20 protein-coding genes, 1 tRNA gene and 1 other RNA gene are annotated in these 19354 nt (G+C 65.9%); 11 read left to right on the top strand and 11 right to left on the bottom strand.

Annotated features, from left to right (window positions below; genetic code table 11):
* Positions 1-61 precede the first annotated feature (61 nt).
* Entirely contained in the window at positions 62-424 is a 363-nt protein-coding gene (locus IAI54_RS17960; protein WP_187968492.1) for a cupin domain-containing protein, read from the top strand.
* A 113-nt stretch (positions 425-537) separates the two neighbouring features.
* Entirely contained in the window at positions 538-873 is a 336-nt protein-coding gene (locus tag IAI54_RS17955) for a hypothetical protein (protein WP_187968491.1), read from the top strand.
* Between the two features lie 11 nt (positions 874-884).
* Here IAI54_RS17955 and msrB read toward each other — a convergent pair whose 3' ends face one another.
* From msrB to IAI54_RS17920, 7 genes are all read right to left on the bottom strand, one after another.
* Entirely contained in the window at positions 885-1286 is a 402-nt protein-coding gene (gene msrB / locus IAI54_RS17950) for a peptide-methionine (R)-S-oxide reductase MsrB (protein WP_187968490.1), read from the bottom strand.
* A 241-nt stretch (positions 1287-1527) separates the two neighbouring features.
* A complete protein-coding gene (locus IAI54_RS17945) occupies positions 1528-2718 on the bottom strand; it encodes a vWA domain-containing protein (protein WP_187968489.1) in 1191 nt (396 codons plus the stop codon).
* Between the two features lie 3 nt (positions 2719-2721).
* On the bottom strand, positions 2722-3129 hold the full coding sequence (locus IAI54_RS17940; protein ID WP_187968488.1) for a PIN-like domain-containing protein: 408 nt from the start codon (positions 3127-3129) through the stop codon (positions 2722-2724).
* The gene (locus IAI54_RS17935) at positions 3126-3800 is read right to left on the bottom strand and encodes a helix-turn-helix domain-containing protein (protein WP_187968487.1); all 675 of its coding nucleotides are present in this window, start codon (positions 3798-3800) and stop codon (positions 3126-3128) included. Before IAI54_RS17935 ends, IAI54_RS17940 begins: the two co-directional genes overlap by 4 nt.
* A 68-nt stretch (positions 3801-3868) precedes the next feature.
* Complete coding sequence (locus IAI54_RS17930; protein WP_187968486.1) at positions 3869-4315, bottom strand: GNAT family N-acetyltransferase; 447 nt, start codon at positions 4313-4315, stop codon at positions 3869-3871.
* Between the two features lie 112 nt (positions 4316-4427).
* Entirely contained in the window at positions 4428-5081 is a 654-nt protein-coding gene (locus tag IAI54_RS17925) for a glutathione S-transferase family protein (RefSeq protein ID WP_187968485.1), read from the bottom strand.
* Positions 5082-6048: 967 nt separating this feature from the next.
* Positions 6049-6888 (bottom strand): AAA family ATPase, encoded by an 840-nt coding sequence (locus IAI54_RS17920; protein WP_187968484.1) that lies wholly within the window; start codon positions 6886-6888, stop codon positions 6049-6051.
* A 128-nt stretch (positions 6889-7016) separates the two neighbouring features.
* Here IAI54_RS17920 and IAI54_RS17915 point away from each other — a divergent pair, with 128 nt between their 5' ends.
* From IAI54_RS17915 to IAI54_RS17895, 5 genes are all read left to right on the top strand, one after another.
* Complete coding sequence (locus tag IAI54_RS17915) at positions 7017-7469, top strand: DUF4345 domain-containing protein (protein WP_187968483.1); 453 nt, start codon at positions 7017-7019, stop codon at positions 7467-7469.
* Positions 7470-7486: 17 nt separating this feature from the next.
* Positions 7487-7642, top strand: a non-coding RNA gene (ssrS, locus tag IAI54_RS17910) — 6S RNA.
* 55 nt (positions 7643-7697) lie between these two features.
* On the top strand, positions 7698-8300 hold the full coding sequence (locus IAI54_RS17905; protein WP_187968482.1) for a 5-formyltetrahydrofolate cyclo-ligase: 603 nt from the start codon (positions 7698-7700) through the stop codon (positions 8298-8300).
* 10 nt (positions 8301-8310) lie between these two features.
* Positions 8311-9141: a TIGR00282 family metallophosphoesterase gene (locus IAI54_RS17900; RefSeq protein ID WP_187968481.1), complete on the top strand. Its 831-nt coding sequence runs from the start codon at positions 8311-8313 to the stop codon at positions 9139-9141.
* Between the two features lie 57 nt (positions 9142-9198).
* The gene (locus IAI54_RS17895; RefSeq protein ID WP_187968480.1) at positions 9199-9981 is read left to right on the top strand and encodes a TerC family protein; all 783 of its coding nucleotides are present in this window, start codon (positions 9199-9201) and stop codon (positions 9979-9981) included.
* 43 nt (positions 9982-10024) lie between these two features.
* Here IAI54_RS17895 and IAI54_RS17890 read toward each other — a convergent pair whose 3' ends face one another.
* Entirely contained in the window at positions 10025-10861 is an 837-nt protein-coding gene (locus tag IAI54_RS17890; RefSeq protein WP_187968479.1) for an MBL fold metallo-hydrolase, read from the bottom strand.
* Positions 10862-11016: 155 nt separating this feature from the next.
* Between IAI54_RS17890 and IAI54_RS17885 the strand changes: the two genes are divergently transcribed.
* Positions 11017-11091: transfer RNA gene (locus IAI54_RS17885), tRNA-Glu, on the top strand.
* A 372-nt stretch (positions 11092-11463) separates the two neighbouring features.
* On the opposite strand, the gene IAI54_RS17880 is transcribed toward IAI54_RS17885, so the two are convergent.
* From IAI54_RS17880 to IAI54_RS17870, 3 genes are all read right to left on the bottom strand, one after another.
* Positions 11464-11997 carry a GNAT family N-acetyltransferase gene (locus tag IAI54_RS17880; protein ID WP_187968478.1) on the bottom strand — a complete coding sequence of 178 codons (534 nt, stop codon included), beginning with the start codon at positions 11995-11997 and terminating at the stop codon, positions 11464-11466.
* A 76-nt stretch (positions 11998-12073) separates the two neighbouring features.
* Positions 12074-15187: a multidrug efflux RND transporter permease subunit gene (locus IAI54_RS17875; RefSeq protein WP_187968477.1), complete on the bottom strand. Its 3114-nt coding sequence runs from the start codon at positions 15185-15187 to the stop codon at positions 12074-12076.
* An 11-nt stretch (positions 15188-15198) separates the two neighbouring features.
* Complete coding sequence (locus tag IAI54_RS17870) at positions 15199-16383, bottom strand: efflux RND transporter periplasmic adaptor subunit (protein WP_187968476.1); 1185 nt, start codon at positions 16381-16383, stop codon at positions 15199-15201.
* Positions 16384-16543: 160 nt separating this feature from the next.
* Between IAI54_RS17870 and IAI54_RS17865 the strand changes: the two genes are divergently transcribed.
* The 3 genes from IAI54_RS17865 to IAI54_RS17855 all read left to right on the top strand — a co-directional run bounded on the left by IAI54_RS17865 (position 16544) and on the right by IAI54_RS17855 (position 19262).
* Positions 16544-17227 carry a response regulator gene (locus IAI54_RS17865; protein ID WP_187968475.1) on the top strand — a complete coding sequence of 228 codons (684 nt, stop codon included), beginning with the start codon at positions 16544-16546 and terminating at the stop codon, positions 17225-17227.
* A gap of 2 nt (positions 17228-17229) precedes the next feature.
* A complete protein-coding gene (locus tag IAI54_RS17860; RefSeq protein ID WP_187973221.1) occupies positions 17230-18312 on the top strand; it encodes an ATP-binding protein in 1083 nt (360 codons plus the stop codon).
* 125 nt (positions 18313-18437) lie between these two features.
* Positions 18438-19262 (top strand): DUF3772 domain-containing protein, encoded by an 825-nt coding sequence (locus tag IAI54_RS17855; protein ID WP_210321144.1) that lies wholly within the window; start codon positions 18438-18440, stop codon positions 19260-19262.
* Positions 19263-19354 lie beyond the last annotated feature (92 nt).

Genomic DNA, 19354 nt, shown 5'->3' with positions numbered 1-19354 from the left:
CGGTGGTTCAGCTGGGGCAGGACCAGATCGCCGAGCAGGTTTCCAAACTGAAGGACGTCCGATGATCGAGTTTCTCTTCAACGAAAGCCTGGGCGCGCTCGACCTCGGTGCGCCCTCCCGCAAGCCCACCTCGATCGACTGCGAGCAATGGGAGGCGGCGCGCGAACTGTTCCGCTCTGCGGACGGGCTCATGAAGATCGGCGTCTGGGAATGCACGCCCGGCCGCTTCTCGGCCGACCGACAGGCCGCGTCGGAAACCTGCCACCTGATCTCGGGCAGGATCACCCTGCACGGTTCCGACGGGCAGAGCCGCGACCTGGCGGCGGGCGACATGCTCGTCCTGCCGCGCGGCTGGCGCGGCGAGTGGACGCTCCACGAGACGACGCGCAAGCTCTACGTGCTCCACGCCGACGGCGGCGCCTAGCAAACGGCCTTTCCTGCAGCGTCCATTCCAGCCGCTGGACATCCGGCCGGCGCGGCGATTTCATCCGGACTGCCTTTGCCGTAAAGCGCAAGGGCATTTTTCGGATAACCCGCATGGCCAGGCCTCCCAGCATCCGACCCGTCCCACGTCCGGAACGTGGGTTCTTCGCCCGCCGCTGGTACGGCGAAATCGACTTCGGCACGCTGTTCTGGCGCGATACCATCCTTGTCGCGACGGCCATCAACATCGGATTTGCCGCCGCGTCGCTGCTCCTGCTGGCGGCCGACACGCCCGGCGCCGTGGCGTTCGCGGTCTACATGCTGCCGGTGCCGTACAATCTGTTCCTGTTCGCCTGCGTGTGGCGGCAGGCGGAGAATCTCGGGCCGCTCGCTTCGCTGGCGACCCGATGTGCGGTGCTCGGCTGGCTGGCGCTGTCGATCCTGCTGTGACGCCCTTGCGGTTATGCCGGCTCGAAGGCCAGCGCCACGCCGTTGATGCAATAGCGCTGATAGGTCGGCGGCGGGCCGTCCGGGAAGACGTGTCCGAGATGGCTGCCGCAGGTCGCGCAGTGGCATTCCGTGCGCACCATGCCGTGGCTGCGGTCGATGGTGGTCGCGACCGATCCCGGAACGGGATCGTTGAAGCTCGGCCAGCCGGTGCCGCTCTCGAACTTGAGCTTGGATTCGAAGAGCGGCGAATCGCAACCCACGCAGCGGAAAGTGCCCGCGCGCTTCTCGTAGAGCAGCGCGCAACTGCCCGGCCGCTCGGTGCCGTGCTCGCGCATGATGTAATACTGCTCGGGCGTCAACCGCGCGCGCCATTCGGCGTCGGTGCGGGTGACGGGATAGGTGTGGACGTCCATGGGGGTCTCCCTGCGGTGTTTGCACCAATGTAGTGCGGCGATCTCTGCTTGTCGAAGGCGCGCGCCCGGCAACCATGCCCGTGTCATATTGGAAGGTGAACCGCGCGGAGCGCGGTGAAGCCTGTCCGGCATCCATTCCCTGACGTATGCGATGTCGCGCCGCCTGCCGCGGCGGTCGCGGACGGGAGTCCGGCTCCGGATACCTTCGCTTCGGTCGCCACCCGGCCCGAAAGGACGCGGGTCAGTGCTTCCGCGACAGTTCCTTCGTCGCGCCTTCCAGGCCCGCCAGCGTCAGAGGGTACATGCGCTCGGCGAAGATCTCGCGGATCATGCCGATCGAGTGCGTGTAGCTCCAGTGCTTCTGCTGCACGGGGTTGATCCACACCGCGTTCGGCCACTGGTCGATCACCCGCTTCAGCCATGCGATGCCGGGCTCCGCGTTCCAGTGCTCCACCGAGCCGCCGGCATAGGCGATCTCGTAGGGGCTCATCGAGGCGTCGCCGACGAAGATGACCTTGTAGTCGGGACCGTATTTGTGCAGCACGTCGTAGGTCGGGATCACCTCGGAGTGGCGGCGGCGGTTGTCCTTCCAGACGCCCTCGTAGAGGCAGTTGTGGAAGTAGAAATATTCCATGTGCTTGAACTCGCCGCGCGCGGCCGAGAACAGCTCCTCCACCACCCTGATGTGGTCGTCCATCGAGCCGCCGACGTCGAAGAACATCAGGAGCTTCACGGCGTTGCGCCGTTCGGGCCTGGTCTTCACGTCGAGATAGCCGTGCTCCGCCGTGGCGTGGATGGTGCCGGGAATGTCGAGTTCCTCGTCCGCGCCCTGGCGGATCCAGCGTCGCAGGCGCTTCAGCGCCACCTTGATGTTGCGCGTGCCGAGTTCGACGCTGTCGTCGAAATTCCTGAACTCGCGCTTGTCCCACACCTTCACCGCGCGGCGGTGGCGGCTCTCGTGCTGGCCGATCCGCACGCCTTCCGGATTGTAGCCATAGGCGCCGAAGGGCGAGGTGCCGGCCGTGCCGATCCACTTCGAGCCGCCCTGGTGGCGACCCTTCTGCTCCTCCAGCCGCTGCTTCAGCGTCTCCATCAGCTTCTCGAAGCCGCCCAGCGCCTCGACCAGCTTCTTCTCCTCGTCGGTCAGGTGCTTTTCGGCGAGCCGCCGCAGCCATTCCTCCGGAAGGTTCGCCGGGTCGATCGCGCTCTCCCCGCCGATCGCTTCCACGCCCTTGAAGACATGGCCGAACACCTGGTCGAAGCGGTCGATGTGGCGCTCGTCCTTCACCAGCGCCGCGCGGGCCAGATAGTAGAAGCCCTCGACGTCGTAATCGACGAGATGGGCGTCCATGCCTTCGAGCAGCAGCAGGTATTCGCGCAGCGAGACGGGGACGCGGGCGGCTTTGAGTTCGAGGAAGAAGGGAATGAACATGGGTTAGATGGACAACTGCTTGAATCGGCCGGTGAAGTTGATGCTCAGCTCGAACATGAAAGGTGGATCGAACCGCTCGATAGTTTCAAGCAGCCGAGGCCATTGGTCCACGATGACTGCGCAGCACCGGTTCATTGGTGTCTTCTGATAGGCGGGAGCGAGAACAATTCCGCGCAAACGAGCACGTCGGAATGCTTCTGATTCTGCCCTGTTCTTTCTGATCTTCTGATCTCCTGTGAATACAAGCCACTCCTCTCCTGTTGTTGAAATGTGTTCGATCCATTCGATGTCCTTCGGATGGGAGAGCGGAAGTTGTCGAACATGTATTGCGGAATGTCCTGAACTGCGAATGAATCCGTCAAGTGTCGATGCCATGACCGGCGGAGTGCAGTTGTCAAACAGCACCTTCATGCGGCTGCGAGCAGTTCGGTCTCAAATTTTATCGCGCGCTTTATAGATGGAACCGAAACCTGCCAAAGGCTGGCGGCAATCTCGGAACTTTGCTCGGCCTTTGCCGCTGCCGCAAGAACAGCGGTAGGCACGCCAGATTCCGCCTCTATGGGTTGACCAAACGCTCTTTCCGGATCAACGAGAATCTTCTGAGCTTTTGTCATTGGCCACCATCGTGAAGGTGCTGCGCCGTCGAACTCCACATCTTTCAGGCTCGCCTCCATGATACGTTTGAAGGCGTACTGTCGCTCGAACAGATCAAGTAATTTTGGGTCGCCACTTTCGTCCACGATCTCAAGGAAGATCGATCTGCCGTCCGTAAAGAATTTTTTCGTAGATAGCGGGCGCTCGTCATCGATAAGGTTTTTCGCCTCATCGATTGCTCGACGTACCATGAACGCGCTTAGTCCAGCCTGCATGAAGGCGTTCACGGTTCTCATCTCCATCAGATCACGGAAACCGAGATAAACCTTGCCATCCGCGAGGTCCACTTGCGGCCGCCAGAGCCGATCGTACCACTTCCCTTTCACTTCATGTCCCCGTAGCCAGCGCGTGATCTTGCCGGCAGGGATGCGCAACAATCTTGCCGCCTCTGCTGGCGTATAGAGACCTACGCCAATGAGTGCGGTCATCGCTGGTTCATGGGTTCGCTTATCCATAGCGTCACCATATCAGTTCTAGTCTGAGAGCAGAATCCCCCTCACCCCACATCATACTCGATGAAGCCCGTCCGCCGCGCCACGCGGTCGTAGAGCCTGCGGGCGGTGGCGTTGGTCTCGTGGGTCATCCAGTAGACGTTTGTCACGCCGATCGCGTTCGCCTCGCGTTTCACCGCCTCGATCATCACGCGGCCGAGGCCGGTTCCGCGCAGATCCGGCTCGACGAAGAGGTCCTGGAGATAGCAGTTGTTGGCGGGCGACCAGCAGGTTCGGTGATAGATGTAGTGCACGAGCCCCACCGGCTTCGTCTTCACCACGGCCAGCATGCATTTCGGCTCGAATTCGCCGCCGGCGTGGATCCGCTCCCAGGTGAGACGATAGACCTCCTCCGGCACCTTCGTCTCGTAGAAGTCGAGATAGGCGGTCCACAGGCGCCGCCAGTCGGCCTCGTCGTCCCGGGTCGGGACCCGCAGTTCCATGCCTTCCATGATACGCTCTCCTGCCTCGAAACGCCGAAGCTAGCGACAGGACCGGTTTTTGCCAGGGCCACGGCCCGGCAGTCATTGCTGCTGTCCTGATGTCTCCGGCGCGGGCGTTGCTTCAGCCCGCCACCGTCGGCAGGGCTTCCTTTTCCAGCGCCGCCTTCGTCTGCGGCAGGGCTTCGACGCGTGCCATCAGCGCGGCCATGCCCGGAAACGCCTCCGCCACCTTGATCGGCGTCGCCGCGCCCCAGCGGCCGTAGACGTAGATCATGTAGTCGACCGCGCTCGGCGCGGCGCCGAGAGCGAAACCGTCCGCCGGAAGCCGCGCCTCGATCTGCCGGTATCCGTCGGCCACGGTGGCGAGGCTCTGCGCCTGCACGTCCTTCTGCGCCTCCTCGCCAGACGCGAAGCGCTGCGGCCGGAAGAAGGGGCCGAAGCCAGCGGCATGGACGTGGGTGGCGAGTATGGACAGGAAGGAGATCGCCCGCGCGCGCGCCATACCGGCAGGCGGCAGGAGGCCGGCCTCGGGGAAACGCTCCGCGAGCCAGGCGAAGATGGCCACGAGTTCGCCGAGCGCATCCGCCTCGCCCGGGATCGCCAGCGCCGGGACGCGGCCGGCCGGATTGACCTTCAGATAGTCCGGCGCCTGCGCCTCGCCCTTGCGGATGGCGACGCGGGTGTCCCCGTAGTCGGCCCCTGCCGCTTCCAGCGCGATGCGCACGCCCAGCGAACAGGCGGCGCGGTCGTAGTAGAGATTGAGCTTGGTCTTCATAGTGTGTCCTCCTCATAAGTCCGGGGGGAGGGCATAGCGAATTCACTGGCAAAATCCAGTGCGCCTGCAACCTGTCCTCAGATCGGATGGGATTTAAGGCGAGTTAACAGACATGGTTTACGAATCCTTGACGAATCGGATTCGAGGCAATATCTAGGGATTCGTCACGCAGATGCACAAGATAGATGGTTAACGAATCGCGTATCAGAGAGAGGGATCTCGTTCTACCGGTTCTCCAGCTTATCAAGGAGTTTGGAGACCCGAACTCAGGGCTCGCAATAACCGAGATTACTAAGTATCTACGAAAGCGGATTGATCTATCAAACGAAGATCGTGAAATCTTAAAAGGAAGAAAGGACGATCGATTTAGCCAAGTTGTTAGGAATCTTGTAAGTCATCGAACTCTTGAGAAGGACGGTTTGGCTATTTATCGGCGCGGGGAGCGCTTTGGAAAAGGCTCATACCTCTTAACTCCTAGGGGGGATAGTCTTGTAGGCGAAAGTGAACGAACTCAGTTGGACCTGTTTCGTCGCTGACTGAAATGTAACGAATGAGGTTGAAATGGAAAGACGAACCACGTGAAGCCCGGAGGCCCACGTGGTTCAGATCCTCAGCGAAGCGCTGGCTCGAAATTCGAAACCAAGCGAACACTGACCTAGCAATTCAAGATTCGCATGGTTTCGGCTCCCGTTCAATATCGAATCCGATATGGAGGCCGAAATGGCTCAATACTATATGAATGCAAACGCGCAGGCGAATGGCGATCACGAGGTCCATCGTGAATCCTGCCACCGTCTCCCTGCACTTCACAACCGTAGACCGCTTGGAGAGCACTACTCGTGCCATTCGGCTGTCTCGACTGCCAAGCTCTATGACTATATGGCTGATGGTTGCTATTGGTGCTGCAACGAGTGTCACACTCGGTAGTGCAACCTACGCGGGCGGCGCTAGCGCCGCCCGTTCACGCTCACCCCTGCCGGCGCGCCATGAAAGCCAGCCGCTCGAACAGATGGACGTCCTGCTCGTTCTTCAGAAGCGCCCCGTGCAGCTTCGGCAGGGCATTCTTGGCCTCGCCACGCAGGTCGGCCGGGTCGACGTCGTCGGCCACCAGCAGGCGGATCCAGTCGAGCGCCTCCGAGGTCGAGGGCTTTTTCTTCAGCCCCGGCACCTCGCGCACCTCGTAGAACTGGGTCAGCGCGGCGCGGACGAGATTCTGCTTGATGCCGGGATAGTGCACCTCGACGATCTTCTGCAGCGTCTCGGCCTCCGGGAAGCGGATGTAGTGGAAGAAGCAGCGGCGAAGGAAGGCATCCGGCAGTTCCTTCTCGTTGTTGGAGGTGATGATGACGATCGGCCGCTGCACCGCCTTCACCGTCTCGCCGGTCTCGTAGACGAAGAACTCCATGCGATCGAGTTCCTGCAAGAGGTCGTTGGGGAACTCGATGTCCGCCTTGTCGATCTCGTCGATCAAAAGCACCACCTTGCGGCCGGCCGCGAAGGCCTCCCACAACTTGCCGCGCTTGATGTAGTTGCGGATGTCGTTGAAGCGCTCGTCGCCGAGCTGGCTGTCGCGCAGCCGCGACACGGCGTCGTACTCGTAGAGGCCCTGCTGCGCCTTCGTGGTGGATTTCACGTGCCACTCGATCAGGTCGAGGCCGAGCGCGCCGGCCACTTGGCGGGCGAGTTCGGTCTTGCCGGTGCCCGGCTCGCCCTTGACCAGAAGCGGCCGTTCCAGCGCGATGGAGGCATTCACCGCCACCATCAGATCCTTGTCGGCCACATAGGCTGCCGTGCCTTCGAAACGCATGCGTGATTGTCCCGGATGATTGTTCAGACTTGTCGCAAACCGTAGGGAACGAGACCGACAGGCGCAAGGGTGCACCCGGTCAAGACGGCGGTGCGAAACTTCGCCGCTCCCGTCGCCGTTCACCCTGCATGACACAGAGAGCCGGGAACGCCCCCGACGCCATCGCGACAGGCAAAGACGCGACCGCGCGGCGCGCGCTGCAGGTCTTCATCGCCGTCGCAGGCTGCCTGCCCGTCTTCGCCGGCGCGGCGGGCATCGTCGCGGGGCCTCGCTTCCTCGGCGCAACGTCACCCTGGCCGGTCGATCTCGACAGCCATATGCGCTTCCTGTCCGGCGTCTTTCTGGTCGTCGGCCTCGCATGGTGGAGCTGCATTCCGTCGATCGAAACGAAGGGTGAGCGGCTGCGCCTGCTGGCGGCGATGACCTTCGCCGGCGGACTCGCGCGGCTCGCGTCGCTCGGTCTGGCCGGCGCGCCGTCGGCCGGGCACCTCGCCGGACTGGCCATGGAACTCGTCGCCGTGCCGTTCGTCGTGCTCTGGCATGCGCGGGGCGTTCGAATGGGATGGCGCAGGCCCGGGTGACGTCCTATATTGGTATCGGCGGTCTGCGCTTCGCGGCAGGAATAACATTCCCCGGGGCCTTACTGATCCCAAGGGAGCTGTCCCTGGGAGGACCCGTGGGTCCTTCCATACGGCGCCCACCTACGTTGTAGGCACCCGGGATCAACCTTTCCACCGGTTGTCGTGGATCGTCATCTATCCGTCGCCTGCCGGGTTGAACCCGGGGCCGTCATCGTCCAAAGCTTGGCGATGACCGAAGAACACCACTCCTCCAATCGTGAATTGAAGAAGGCCCTTCGGCTCGAATCGCTCGCCCGTCGTGATGCGCTCGATCCGCACCGGCGCATCGAGGCTGCGCTGGTGATCGCCGAGGCCGGTCTTTCGGCCATCGGCGTCGAGCCCGGCGACGTGGTCTCCGGCTTCATGCCGATCCGCAGCGAGATGGACACGCGACCGCTTCTGGCAGCCCTCGCGGAGAAGGGTGCGCGGGTCTGCGTTCCCGCGATCCTCGACAAGACAACCATCGTCTTCCGCGAACTGGTGCGAGGCGCGCCACTGGTCGACACCGGCTTCGGGACCGTCGGTCCGGCCGAAGACGCCGCGGTGCTCGATCCGACGATCATGCTGGTGCCGCTCGCGGCCTTCGACGCGCGCGGCCACCGCATCGGCTACGGCGCCGGCCACTACGACCGCGCCATCGCGCGGCTTCACGCGCGGGGACTCCATCCGCGTCTTTTCGGGATCGCCTTCGACTGCCAGGAGGTCGAACGGGTGCCGGCCGAGGCGCACGACGTGCCGCTTCCGGCGATCCTGACGGAAAGTGGCTTGCGGCGGTTCGAGATCGAGGGATAAAGCTCAATTCATGAGACTTCTCTTCCTCGGTGACATGGTTGGCCGCTCCGGCCGCACGGCCGTCTGGCAGCGCCTTCCCGGGCTCATCTCGGATTTCCGGCTCGACTTCGTCATCGTCAACGGTGAGAACGCGGCGGGCGGCTTCGGCATCACGGAAGACATCTTTCGCTCGACGCTCGACGCCGGCGCCGACGTCGTCACCACCGGCAACCACGTCTGGGATCAGCGCGAAGCCCTGCAGTTCGCGCCGCACGAGGAGCGTTTCCTGCGCCCGGTCAACTTCCCGCGCGGCACGCCCGGCCGTGGCTCCGGCCTCTACGTCGCCCGCAACGGCGCGCGCGTGATGGTGTCCAACATCATGGGCCGCGTCTTCATGCATCCCGAGCTCGACGATCCCTTCCAGGCGGGGGAGCGCGAACTCGCCGCCTGTCCGCTCGGCGAGCAGGCGGATGCGGTGGTGATCGACTTCCACGCCGAGGCGACCAGCGAGAAGATGTGCTTCGCCCATTTCGTCGACGGCCGCGCGAGCCTCGTCGTCGGCACGCATACGCACCAGCCGACGGCCGATCACCAGATCCTCAACGGCGGCACGGCCTACATCTCGGACGCCGGCATGTGCGGCGACTATGATTCCTCGCTCGGCATGGACAAGGAGGAGCCGCTCAACCGCTTTCTGTCGAAGGTGCCGCGCGGCCGTTTCGAGGCGGCGAGCGGACCGGCGACCATCTGCGGGCTCGGCGTCGAAATATCCGACCGCACCGGGCTGGCCGAGAAGGTCGCTCCGCTCAGGCTCGGGCCGCGGCTGCAAGAAACCGTGCCCGTCTTCTGGAACGGCGGTTGACCCCAGCCGTTTAGCGGCGCAACCGTGCCTTCACCGCGCTCGAAGGATCCCCGTCCCATGCCGTTCTCCGACGTTCTCGCCTCGCATCTCGACTGGTTCGCCGACCCGTCCGCCTGGGTGGCGCTGGCCACGCTCGTCGTGCTCGAGATCGTGCTTGGCATCGACAACCTGATCTTCATCTCCATCCTCACCAACCGGCTTCCCGCCCACCAGCAGAAGAACGCGCGCCGCATCGGAATCGGCGCCGCGCTGGTCCTGCGCCTGATCCTGCTCGCCACCGTCTCCTTCATCGTGACGCTGACGACCCCCGTCTTCACGCTGTTCGACCACGGCTTTTCCTGGCGCGACCTGATCCTGATCGCCGGCGGCCTGTTCCTGGTCTGGAAGGCCACCAAGGAAATCCACCACACGGTCGATCCCGAGGACCCCAAGGAAGACATCGTCGGCCGCGCCGTGTCGATGTCGATCGGCGCCGCGATCGTCCAGATCCTGCTGCTCGACCTCGTCTTCTCGATCGATTCCATCATCACGGCCGTCGGCATGACGGACGAGATCGCGATCATGTACATCGCCGTGATCTGCGCGGTGACGGTGATGCTCATCGCGGCCGAGCCGTTGTCGCGCTTCATTGCCAAGAACCCCACCATCGTGATGCTGGCGCTGGGCTTCCTCCTGATGATCGGCATGACGCTGATCGCCGACGGCATGGGCTTCCATGTGCCGAAGGGCTACATCTACGCGGCGATGGGCTTCTCGGCGCTGGTCGAGACGCTCAACATGCTGGCGCGGCGCAAGAAGGCGGCAGACAAGGCGCGCGGCATCGGCGACGCCGGGCACTGACCCGCCCGCCGATCCGCACGCGCGCTCCCGGCGCGTGCGGCGGTCACACGCCCTGCAGGATCAGGATCGTCGGGCGGCGGGGCAGGTCGCGCAGCGAGATCGTGAAGCTGCGCTCCGCACGGTAGTCGACGGCGTAGCTGTTGCCCATCATCGCCAGAAACTCTCCCATCGGCGTCGAGTGCCGGTGCATCGGCAGCACGATCGAGGAGGAGAGACGCGTCGTGATCTCGCTCATGTTGGCGAGCGACTGCGTCATCCCGCCGTCGACGGGCACCATCACGATGTCCAGCCGGCCGATCGCGCCGTAGTGGGCGTCCGTCAGGGCGTGATGCAGGTGGCCGAGATGGCCGATGCACAGGTCCGCCACCTCGAAGATGAAGATCGAATTGGCGTTCTCCTCCATCGTGCCGAAACGGCGGATGTCGGTCGTCACGTTGCGGATGTAGACGTCGTCAACCACCACCGCGTGGCGCGCCGGTTCGCCGCCGTCCGGGTTCCAGCCCGGCAGGACGTGCTCGATCGCTGGATCCGGGCTCGTGGTGAAGTGGGTCGTGTGCGCCTTGTTCATGGTCACGACGCGCGGCAGCGGGTCGCGGCCGTAGATGCCGGAATAGTCTGTGGCGACCCGGACGCCGCCGGGCGATTCGATGACGTAGGTCGAGTGTCCGGCATAGGTGATCGTCACCTCGCCGGACGTGCGCGTCGCCTGCGCCGGCACGTAGCTCGCATAGGTCACGGACGGCAGCGCCTGCGCGATGGCGAGGCACTTCGACGGCACGGGGTCGGTCTGCGCCTGCGCCCGGGCCGCTCCGGGCGCCGCGGCGAGCGGCAGCGAAAGCAAGACTGCGGCAAGCAGGGCGGCGGCGCGGGGGAGGGGCATGGCGGTCTCCTTCGTCGTCGTGGGGCAGAGCGCATTACGACACGCCGGACCGCCCGGCCGGAGTCACGATTTCGCGAGTGCGGAAAAGAGCCGCGGATCGTCCGCGGGCGGTTGCAATTCCCGCCGGAGCCGTCTATATCGCCCTCATCTTGGACGCGCCCATCGTCTAGCGGTCAGGACGGCGCCCTCTCACGGCGCAAACAGGGGTTCGATTCCCCTTGGGCGTACCAGCTTCCCCCTTCTTCTGCATAAGTGTTCGTTCTCCACAGGCGAGTTCGCTTGCACTCCCTCCCAGCGGGCATGGCCTGCTCTGTCGCTTGGACCCCTCACCGTCCTGCTCATCTTCCCGGGGATCGCGACCTGGCTCTATCGCCCGGCCGGACGCTTCGACGGCCTGCGCATCCGACACCGGGCTCGGAGCCCCGCCCGCTGCCTCCGTGGAGACGGCGCTCCGGGATCTTCAGCCGCAGACGTTGACGCGCCTGCGGGGCTGCCACGGCCATCGATGGCTCATGTCCGGAAGGCCGTGGCAGGTCCCCGCGGCCAACGCGCGAAGCGGTTTCCGGCGGGAGCCTGCGTCTGACGCTGCGCCGCGCGTTGCGTCAGAGACGCTTCTCGAACCGGAACATGCCGTCATCGTCCGGCAGGTCGGGCTCCTCCGGACGGTTGGGGTCGGGATGACCGGCGTGGTGATACTCGACGATATGGAAGCCGCAGACGTTGACGTAGAAGTGGATGTTGCGCTTCTCGAAGTAGGGCGTGTGGGTGATCCAGACCTGCGTCTGCGGATACTCCGCCTCGATGGCGGCCCAGGCCTTGCGGCCGATGCCACGGCCGATCTCGCCCGCGCGGACGTAGAAGAAGTCGAGCGAGTTCCGCTGCGTCTCGCCATCGATCGAAACGACAGCGCCGCCGACCCACCTCCCGTCTTCGAGAATGCGGTGCACGACCGCGCCGGGAGCCTCGAAGGACGCGGCCACGTCTTCGTCCGACGGGATCGGCCCCTCGTCGACCGACCCGAAGGTCTCGACGACGGCGACCGCAAAGGCGGCCTGAAGTTCCTCGCGGAAACGCGGCAGGTCAGCCTCGGTCGCGATGTCGAGGGTCACGTGGCCCGTGGCAAGTGCGGTCTTCATCGGTCGTCTCCTGCATGAATGGTGGAAGGGCAGGTGCCCGGCATGGGCAGCACGGCTTCGCGACGGATCGGCGTCCTCATGACGTCACCGCCTCGGTCGCCCGGCGTGCCGTCGCCCATTCGGCCAGCCGCGTGACCAGCGTGAAGAAGACGGGCACGAAGAGCACGGCCAGAACCGTTGCCGAAATCATGCCGCCGAAGAGGCCCGTGCCGAGCGCGTTCTGCGTTTCCGAGCTGGGACCCTTGGCGATGACCAGCGGGACGATGCCGAGCGTGAAGGCGAGCGAGGTCATCACGATCGGCCGCAGCCGCAGGCGGGACGCCTCGATGGCCGCATCGCGCAGGCTCCAGCCGTCAGCGCGCAGCTTGCGCGCGAACTCGACGATCAGCACCGCGTTCTTGGCCGACAGACCGATCAGCGTGATGAGGCCGACCTTGAAGAACACGTCGTTCTCCAGCCCGCGCAGGTTGACCGCGACGACCGCGCCCACGATGCCGAGCGGCACCACGAGCATGACGGCCAGCGGGATGGACCAGCTCTCGTAGAGCGCAGCCAGCACGAGGAACACGACGAGGAAGGAAAGCGCCACCAGGATCGGCGCCTGCGTGCCCGCCTGGCGCTCCTGGAACGACTGTCCCGTCCACTCCACGCCGAAGCCGGTCGGCAGTTTCGAGGCCAGGCGCTCCATCTCGCTCATCGCGACGCCGCTCGAAACGCCTGCGGCGGCATTGCCGGAGATGCTGAGAGAAGGATACCCGTTGTAGCGGTTGAGTTGGAGCGGGCTGACCGACCATTTCGGCGTGACGACCTCGGCCAGGGGAACCATGCCCCCCTTGTCGTTGCGGACATGAAGCCGCAGCACGTCCTCCACCTGCATGCGGTCCTTGGCCTCGGCCTGAAGGATGACCTGCTGGAGGCGGCCGGCGCGCGGAAAGTCGTTAACGTAGGTCGAGCCCATCGCCGTCGCGAGCGTGTCGCTGATCGTCGAGAAGTTGACGCCGAGCGCGCCGGCCTTCGCGCGATCGATGTCGAGCCGCACGCTCGGGCCGCTGGGCAGGCCATCGACGCGGACGTCCCGCAGGAGCGTGCTGCGGGCGGCAAGCCCGATCAGTTCGTCGGCGGCCGCCCGCAAGGCGTCAGTCCCCTTGCCGCCTCGATCCACGAGGCGCATGGCAAAACCGGACGTGGTGCCGAGCTCTTCGATGGCGGGCGGCTTCATGACGAGGATCTCTCCCTCCGTCGCTTCCGCCATCGCAGCCGCTGCAGCCTCCACTTCCGCGTCGGCGCTGCCTTCGCGTTCGCTCCAGTCGCGCAGCGTCGTGAACGACATGGCCGCGTTCGCCCCGGACCCGGAGAAGCTGAAGCCCATGACGGACAGGTTGTTGGCGACGTCGGGACGCGTTGCGGCGTGGCGGTCGAAGCGCTCCACGATCGCCTTGGTGCGGTGGGCCGTCGCATCGGCCGGAAGGGTGAAGGACGTCATGAAGGTTCCCTGATCTTCGTCGGGCACGAAGGCGGTCGGCAGGGCGCTGTAGCCGAAGGCCAGCGCGACCACGATCCCGGCATAGACGAGCATGACCCTCGCTCCCCGCTTCACCAGCGAGCCGACCCAAGCGGTGTAGCGCACCGTCAGCCGCTCGAACCCGCGGTTGAACCGGGCGAAGATCCCCTTTCGTTCGTGATGAGGCGCGACAGGCTTGAGGAGCGTTGCGCAGAGCGCCGGCGTGAGGCTCAGGGCGAGGAAGGCCGAAAAGAGGATCGAGACCGCCAGCGAGACCGTGAACTGGCGATAGATCGCGCCCACCGAGCCGGTCGACAGTCCCATCGGAAGGAACACGGCCGTCAGCACCAGGGTGATGCCGATGACGGCGCCGGTGATCTCCCCCATGGCGCGGCGCGTGGCATCGCGGGGCGAAAGCCCCTCGGTGACCATCAGTCGCTCGACGTTCTCAACCACCACGATCGCGTCGTCCACGATGATTCCGATGGCCAGCACCATGCCGAACATGGTCAGCGCGTTGATCGAATAGCCGATGGCCCACATCACGGCGAAGGTGCCGAGCAGGGCGATGGGCGCGACGATCGCAGGAATCAGGGTGTAGCGCACCTTCTGGAGGAAGAGCAGCATGATGAGGAACACCAGCACCATCGCTTCGGCGAGCGTCTGGACGACCTTGGCGATGGAGAGCTTCACGAACGGCGCGGTGTCGTAGGAGACCGCGTAGGTGACGCCGGACGGCATCGAGGGTGCCAGCTCGGCCAGCCGGGCGCGGACGTTCGCGGACGTGCTCACAGCGTTGGCGCCGGGCGACAGCTGGATCGCCGCCGCCGTCGCCTGCTTGCCGCCGTCGAAGATGGAGAAGCCCGAGGACTGGGGGCCGACCTCGATCCGAGCAACGTCGCCGAGCGTCAGCTTGGAGCCGTCGGGATTCGAGCGCAGCACCACCGCCGCGAACTGCTCCGGCGTCTCCAGCTGACCGCTGACGCTGAGCGGCACGCTGATCCTCTGACCGGGGACGGCCGGCTCCTCCCCGAGCCTTCCCGGCGCCACCTGGATGTTCTGCGTCTGGATCGCCTGGACGATCTCCGTCATCGAGAGCGAGTAGGAAACGAGCAGCGCGGGATCGATCCAGACGCGCATCGCGGCCTCCGAGCCGAACGACTGGACGCGGCCGACTCCCGGAACACGCTTCAGTTCCGGCGAGAGCCCGCGGGCGAGATAGTCGTTGAGAGCGATGGTGTCGACGGCACCGTCCGTGGACCGCAGCGAAACGATCATGAGAAATCCCGATGACGCTGCTTCGACCGAAAGGCCGCCTCGCCTGACCGGTTCGGGCAGGCGGGTCTCGACCGCCTTCAGGCGGTTCTGCACGTCGATCTGCGCGAGTTCCGGATCGGTCCCCGGCTTGAAGGTGACGGTGATGGTGGCGTTGCCGGTGGCATCCGCGGTGGACTCGGAGTAGAGGACGTTCTTCACCGCCGTCAGTTCGCGTTCGATCGGGCCGATCACGCTGTCGGTCACCGTCTGGGAATTCGCGCCGACATAGCTCGCGCTGATGCTCACGCTGGGCGGCGCGATCACGGGAAAGCGCGAGACCGGCAGCTGCGGGATCGCGGCGAGGCCCGCCATCGTGATGAAGATGGCGATGACCCAGGCGAAGATCGGGCGGTCGATGAAGAATTGGGGCATGGCGGCGTGCTCTACTTTGCGTCCGTCTGGGCGGCGGGCTTGTAGGCCACCGTCTGAAGTTTCGTTCCCTCTGTCGCGCGATCCTGACCCTCGACGACCACCTCGTCGCCTGCCGCGATGCCGGACAGGATGACGTAGCGACGGTCGGTCAGGGGGCCGAGCTCGACCGCGCGGCGCGAGGCGGTCCCGTCCGCCGCCACGACGGTCAGCTGCGGCCGGCCGGAACCGTCGCGTACGACGGCTTCCTGCGGCACCGTCAAGGCGTCGGGATGAACGGAGCGGGGCACGCGCGCGCGCAGATACATTCCGGGCAGCAGCTGGTCATGCGGATTGGGCACCTCGACCCGGATCGAGATACTGCCCGTGCCGGGATCAACGGTGCTGTCGGAGAACCGGATCCGGCCCTGGAACTCATACGGCTTGCCGGTGACCGTCAGGATGTCGACGGGCACCCCGCGCGCCTCGTCCCCCTGCCCGTTCGCCAGCGCCTCCTCGAGCCGTTCGCGCCCCATCGAAGGCTGGCGGACGTCCAGGAAGAGGCGATCGAGCTGCTGGACGACGGCCATGGCGCCGGTGGCGCCCGCCGTGGCAAGCCCCCCTTCGGTGATCAGTGCCTGACCGACGCGGCCGGCGATCGGGCTGGTGACCGTCGCATGCGCCAGTTCCAGCTTGCGGCGGGCAAGATTGGCCTTCGCCTCGGCCACGCTCGCCCGCGACTGCGCCAGCGCCGCCCGCGCGTCGCCCAGCGCTGCGGCAGTCGCCGTGCGGTTCTCCGCCAGGGTCCTGATCCGGTCGAACTTGAGGGAGGCATTGAGTTCGTCCGCCTCGGCGCGCGCCAGCACGGCCGAAGCCGCCTCGACATCGACGGCGAAGGGTGCGGGGTCGATCTCGAACAGCGGCTGTCCGGCCGAGACTTCCGAGCCTTCCCTGAAGAGCACCTTGCGGACGATGCCGCTGACCTGAGGGCGGATCTCCGCGGTCCGCAGCGCCGAGACGCGCCCGGGCAGTTCGTCGTAGACGACGACGTTGTGGGGCTGGACGGTCATGGTGGCGACGCGCGGCGCAGCCTCCTCGGCATTTCCGGGCAAGCCGGCGGCCTCGTCAGCGGCCCCCTTCACGTTGTCCGTGCAGGCGCCGACGGCCAGCACGGCAAAGCCGAGGACGGCGCAGGCGAAACGGCGGCGGGCAGGCATCATGGAGACATCCCTCATAGGCGAGCAGTCGCCGGGGCGACGGTGTCCCTATCGATTCCCGGCGTTGCCGAAGCGTGGAGGGTGTGTGGAGATCTGATGGAGGCGGAATCGAAGCTCTCGACGGTCGCCGCCGCCGATGGCATTCCTTCTTCAGGAGATCACCATGGCCGCACTTGTTCTCATTGCCGAAGACGACGACGAAATCGCATCGATTCTCGATGCCTATCTCCAGCGCGAGGGTTTCAGGACCGTACTCGCCCGCGACGGCCGCACTGCGCTTGATCTGCACCTTGCCTTGAAGCCGGACCTGGTCCTGCTCGACGTTACCATGCCGCGGCTTGACGGCTGGGAGGTCCTGGCCGAGCTGCGCCGGCGCGGCACAACCCCCGCCATCATGATCACCGCGCTCGACAAGGATATCGACCGCCTTCAGGGGCTGCGGATCGGAGCCGACGACTATGTCGTCAAGCCGTTCAATCCCATCGAGGTGGTGGCGCGCGCCAAGGCGGTGCTCCGGCGCTCGGGGCTCGCCAGCGCCGGAGGGGTCCTGCGCGTCGGCGACCTCTCCATCGACCTCGACGGCTACCAGGCGAGTTTCGGGACCGGCAGTGACGCACGGCCGCTGGCGCTGACCCTGACGGAGTTCCGCATCCTGGCGCATATGGCGCGCAATCCCGGCAGGGTGTACATGCGCAGCGAGCTCGTCGATGCCTGCCTGCCCGGCTCCGACGCACTCGACCGGACCGTGGACAGTCATGTGAGCAAGCTGCGCAAGAAACTCGAACAGGCCGGCGCGCACGGTCTTCTGCCCGGGGTTCGCGGGATAGGCTACAGACTCTCGGCGTGACGATGGAGACGCGCGCCGGGCTGAGCCGCCAGATCCTCCTCGCCATGTCGGCGATCACGGTCCTCGCAGGCATTCTCGTCTTCTTCGGGACCTTCCTCGTCTACACGGCGATCGTCGCCGTCTATCCGCTGCCCGAAACGGACGAGTGGTTGACGTCTCTCGACCTCGTCATCTTCGCGTCGCTGATCCTCGTCACGCTGCCGATCGCCGCATTCGTGGCGCTGCGCCTGGCGCGCCGCATTCTCGATCCGCTGGAATCGCTTGCCTGCAGCGCACGCCGGATCGCCGCCGGCGATCTCTCCGCCCGTGCGGCGGCAGGCGAGAACGCGCTGGGCGAGACCGCTTCGCTCGTAGGGGACTTCAACACCATGGCACAGCGGCTTCAGGATATGGCAGCCGACATGGCACTCTGGAACGCCACGATCGCACACGAACTGCGAACGCCGCTGACCATCCTCAAGGGACGCCTCCAGGGTATCATCGACGGGGTCTTCGAGCCGGACGAGCGTACGCTTCGCCGGCTCATCCTGCAGGTCGACGGCCTGGGGCGGCTGGTCGAGGACCTGCGCACGGTGACCCTCGCCGACAGCGGGCACCTCGATCTGCGGATCGTGCCGGCCCGTCTGGCCAGAGAACTCGAGGAAGTCGCGGAGCTGATGGCGCCCGATCTGGCCGCCGGAGGCTTCGACCTGAGGCTCGATCTCGACGACATCGTCGTCGAGGCGGATGCGACGCGCGTGCGCCAGGCGATCCTCGCCCTCGTCTCGAACGCGCGGCGGCACGCCAGCAGGGGCACGATCACCATGAGCCTGAAGGCGGTCGACGCGACGGCCGTGCTCGCCATCGCCGACGAGGGGCCGGGCGTCGCCCCCGAACTCGCCGGTCGTGTTTTCGAGCCCTTCGTGCGCGGCGACCCCGAACGGGCCAGGGAAGCCGGAGGCAACGGGCTCGGTCTGTCGGTCGTGCGCGCGATCATGGAAGCGCATGGCGGGAGCCTCCGCTACAGAACCGCGCCGAAGGGCGGTGCCCAGTTCGAGATGGTGTTCCGGATGCCGCGGTCCCCTGCACCGTCGGCCCGCGATTAAGCCGGACACTGCGGCGTTCCGGCGCGCCGCACCACGGGTCGGGCAGTCTCCACGAACCCTCCATGCGTCCGCAACGTGCCGGCGACGCACGTCCTCCAGGCGTTGCCGGTCAACCGGAGCGAATGATGACGCCGCTGCGCCTTGCCGCCTGCCTTCTGATCCTGTTCTTCGCCGCGGTCCCGCCCGTTCCGCATCCCGCCCGGGCGGCGGGCGTGTCGATCGACGCGCCGGGGGTTCTGGACATGGAGGCGCGGGAGCTCGAATCCATCCGCGCGCTCCTGCTCGGGTCCGGAAAGGTCGGCGAGGCGGGTTCCGATCCCGACTACGAGTCGCTGCGCCGTCGTGCGCTCGACGTCGCCACCAGGGCGGAGACCGCGGTCGAGGAACTTTCCGGCCGCCTTGCCTCGATGCGGACGGCACTGGACGCCCTCGGCGCGGCGACCGACGGCGAGCCCGCGGACCTGCGCAGCCGGCGCTCCGACCTGATTGCGGAGCGCGACACGCTGCAGACGACGCTGAAGCGGGCGCGTCTGCTGGCGGTTTCGGCGAGGGCGAGCGTGGACCTCGTCGATCAGGCCGGCGCCAGCACGTTCCGGCGCGACGCATTCGAGCGCGTCGCCCCGCCATTGTCCAGGCGGTTCTGGAGCGAGCTCGATGCTGCGCTTCCCGAGGATAGGGCGAGGCTGGCAGGGCAGGCGGCCCAGGCCCGCGACCGCTTCGTCGGCGCCATGTCCCATCGGGGCGGCGCGATTCTCGCAGCCGGACTCGTCGTCGCATTCCTGCTGGCTTTCCCGCTGCGAAAGCGCCTGCGCGAGATGGGCCGCTTCCACGCCACGCACTGCGCACCCGAGACGCGAGCCCGGCGGTCCTGGCTCGCGGTCTGGTCCGTCGTCGTGGATTCGTCCACGACCATTGCGGCGGCCGCTTCGGTCGTGCAGGCCCTTCTCTGAGCGGGCGCTCTGACAAGACCGGCGACGGAATGCGCCGAAGCTCTGATCGCATCGATCGCGTTCGGCGCGATCGTCGCGGCGCTCGGCGAGGC

It is taken from the genome of Aquibium microcysteis, assembly GCF_014495845.1.
Classification (GTDB): domain Bacteria; phylum Pseudomonadota; class Alphaproteobacteria; order Rhizobiales; family Rhizobiaceae; genus Aquibium; species Aquibium microcysteis.
The sequence above is the reverse complement of the archived record's forward strand: the minus strand, read 5'-3'. Positions and strand labels throughout refer to the sequence as shown.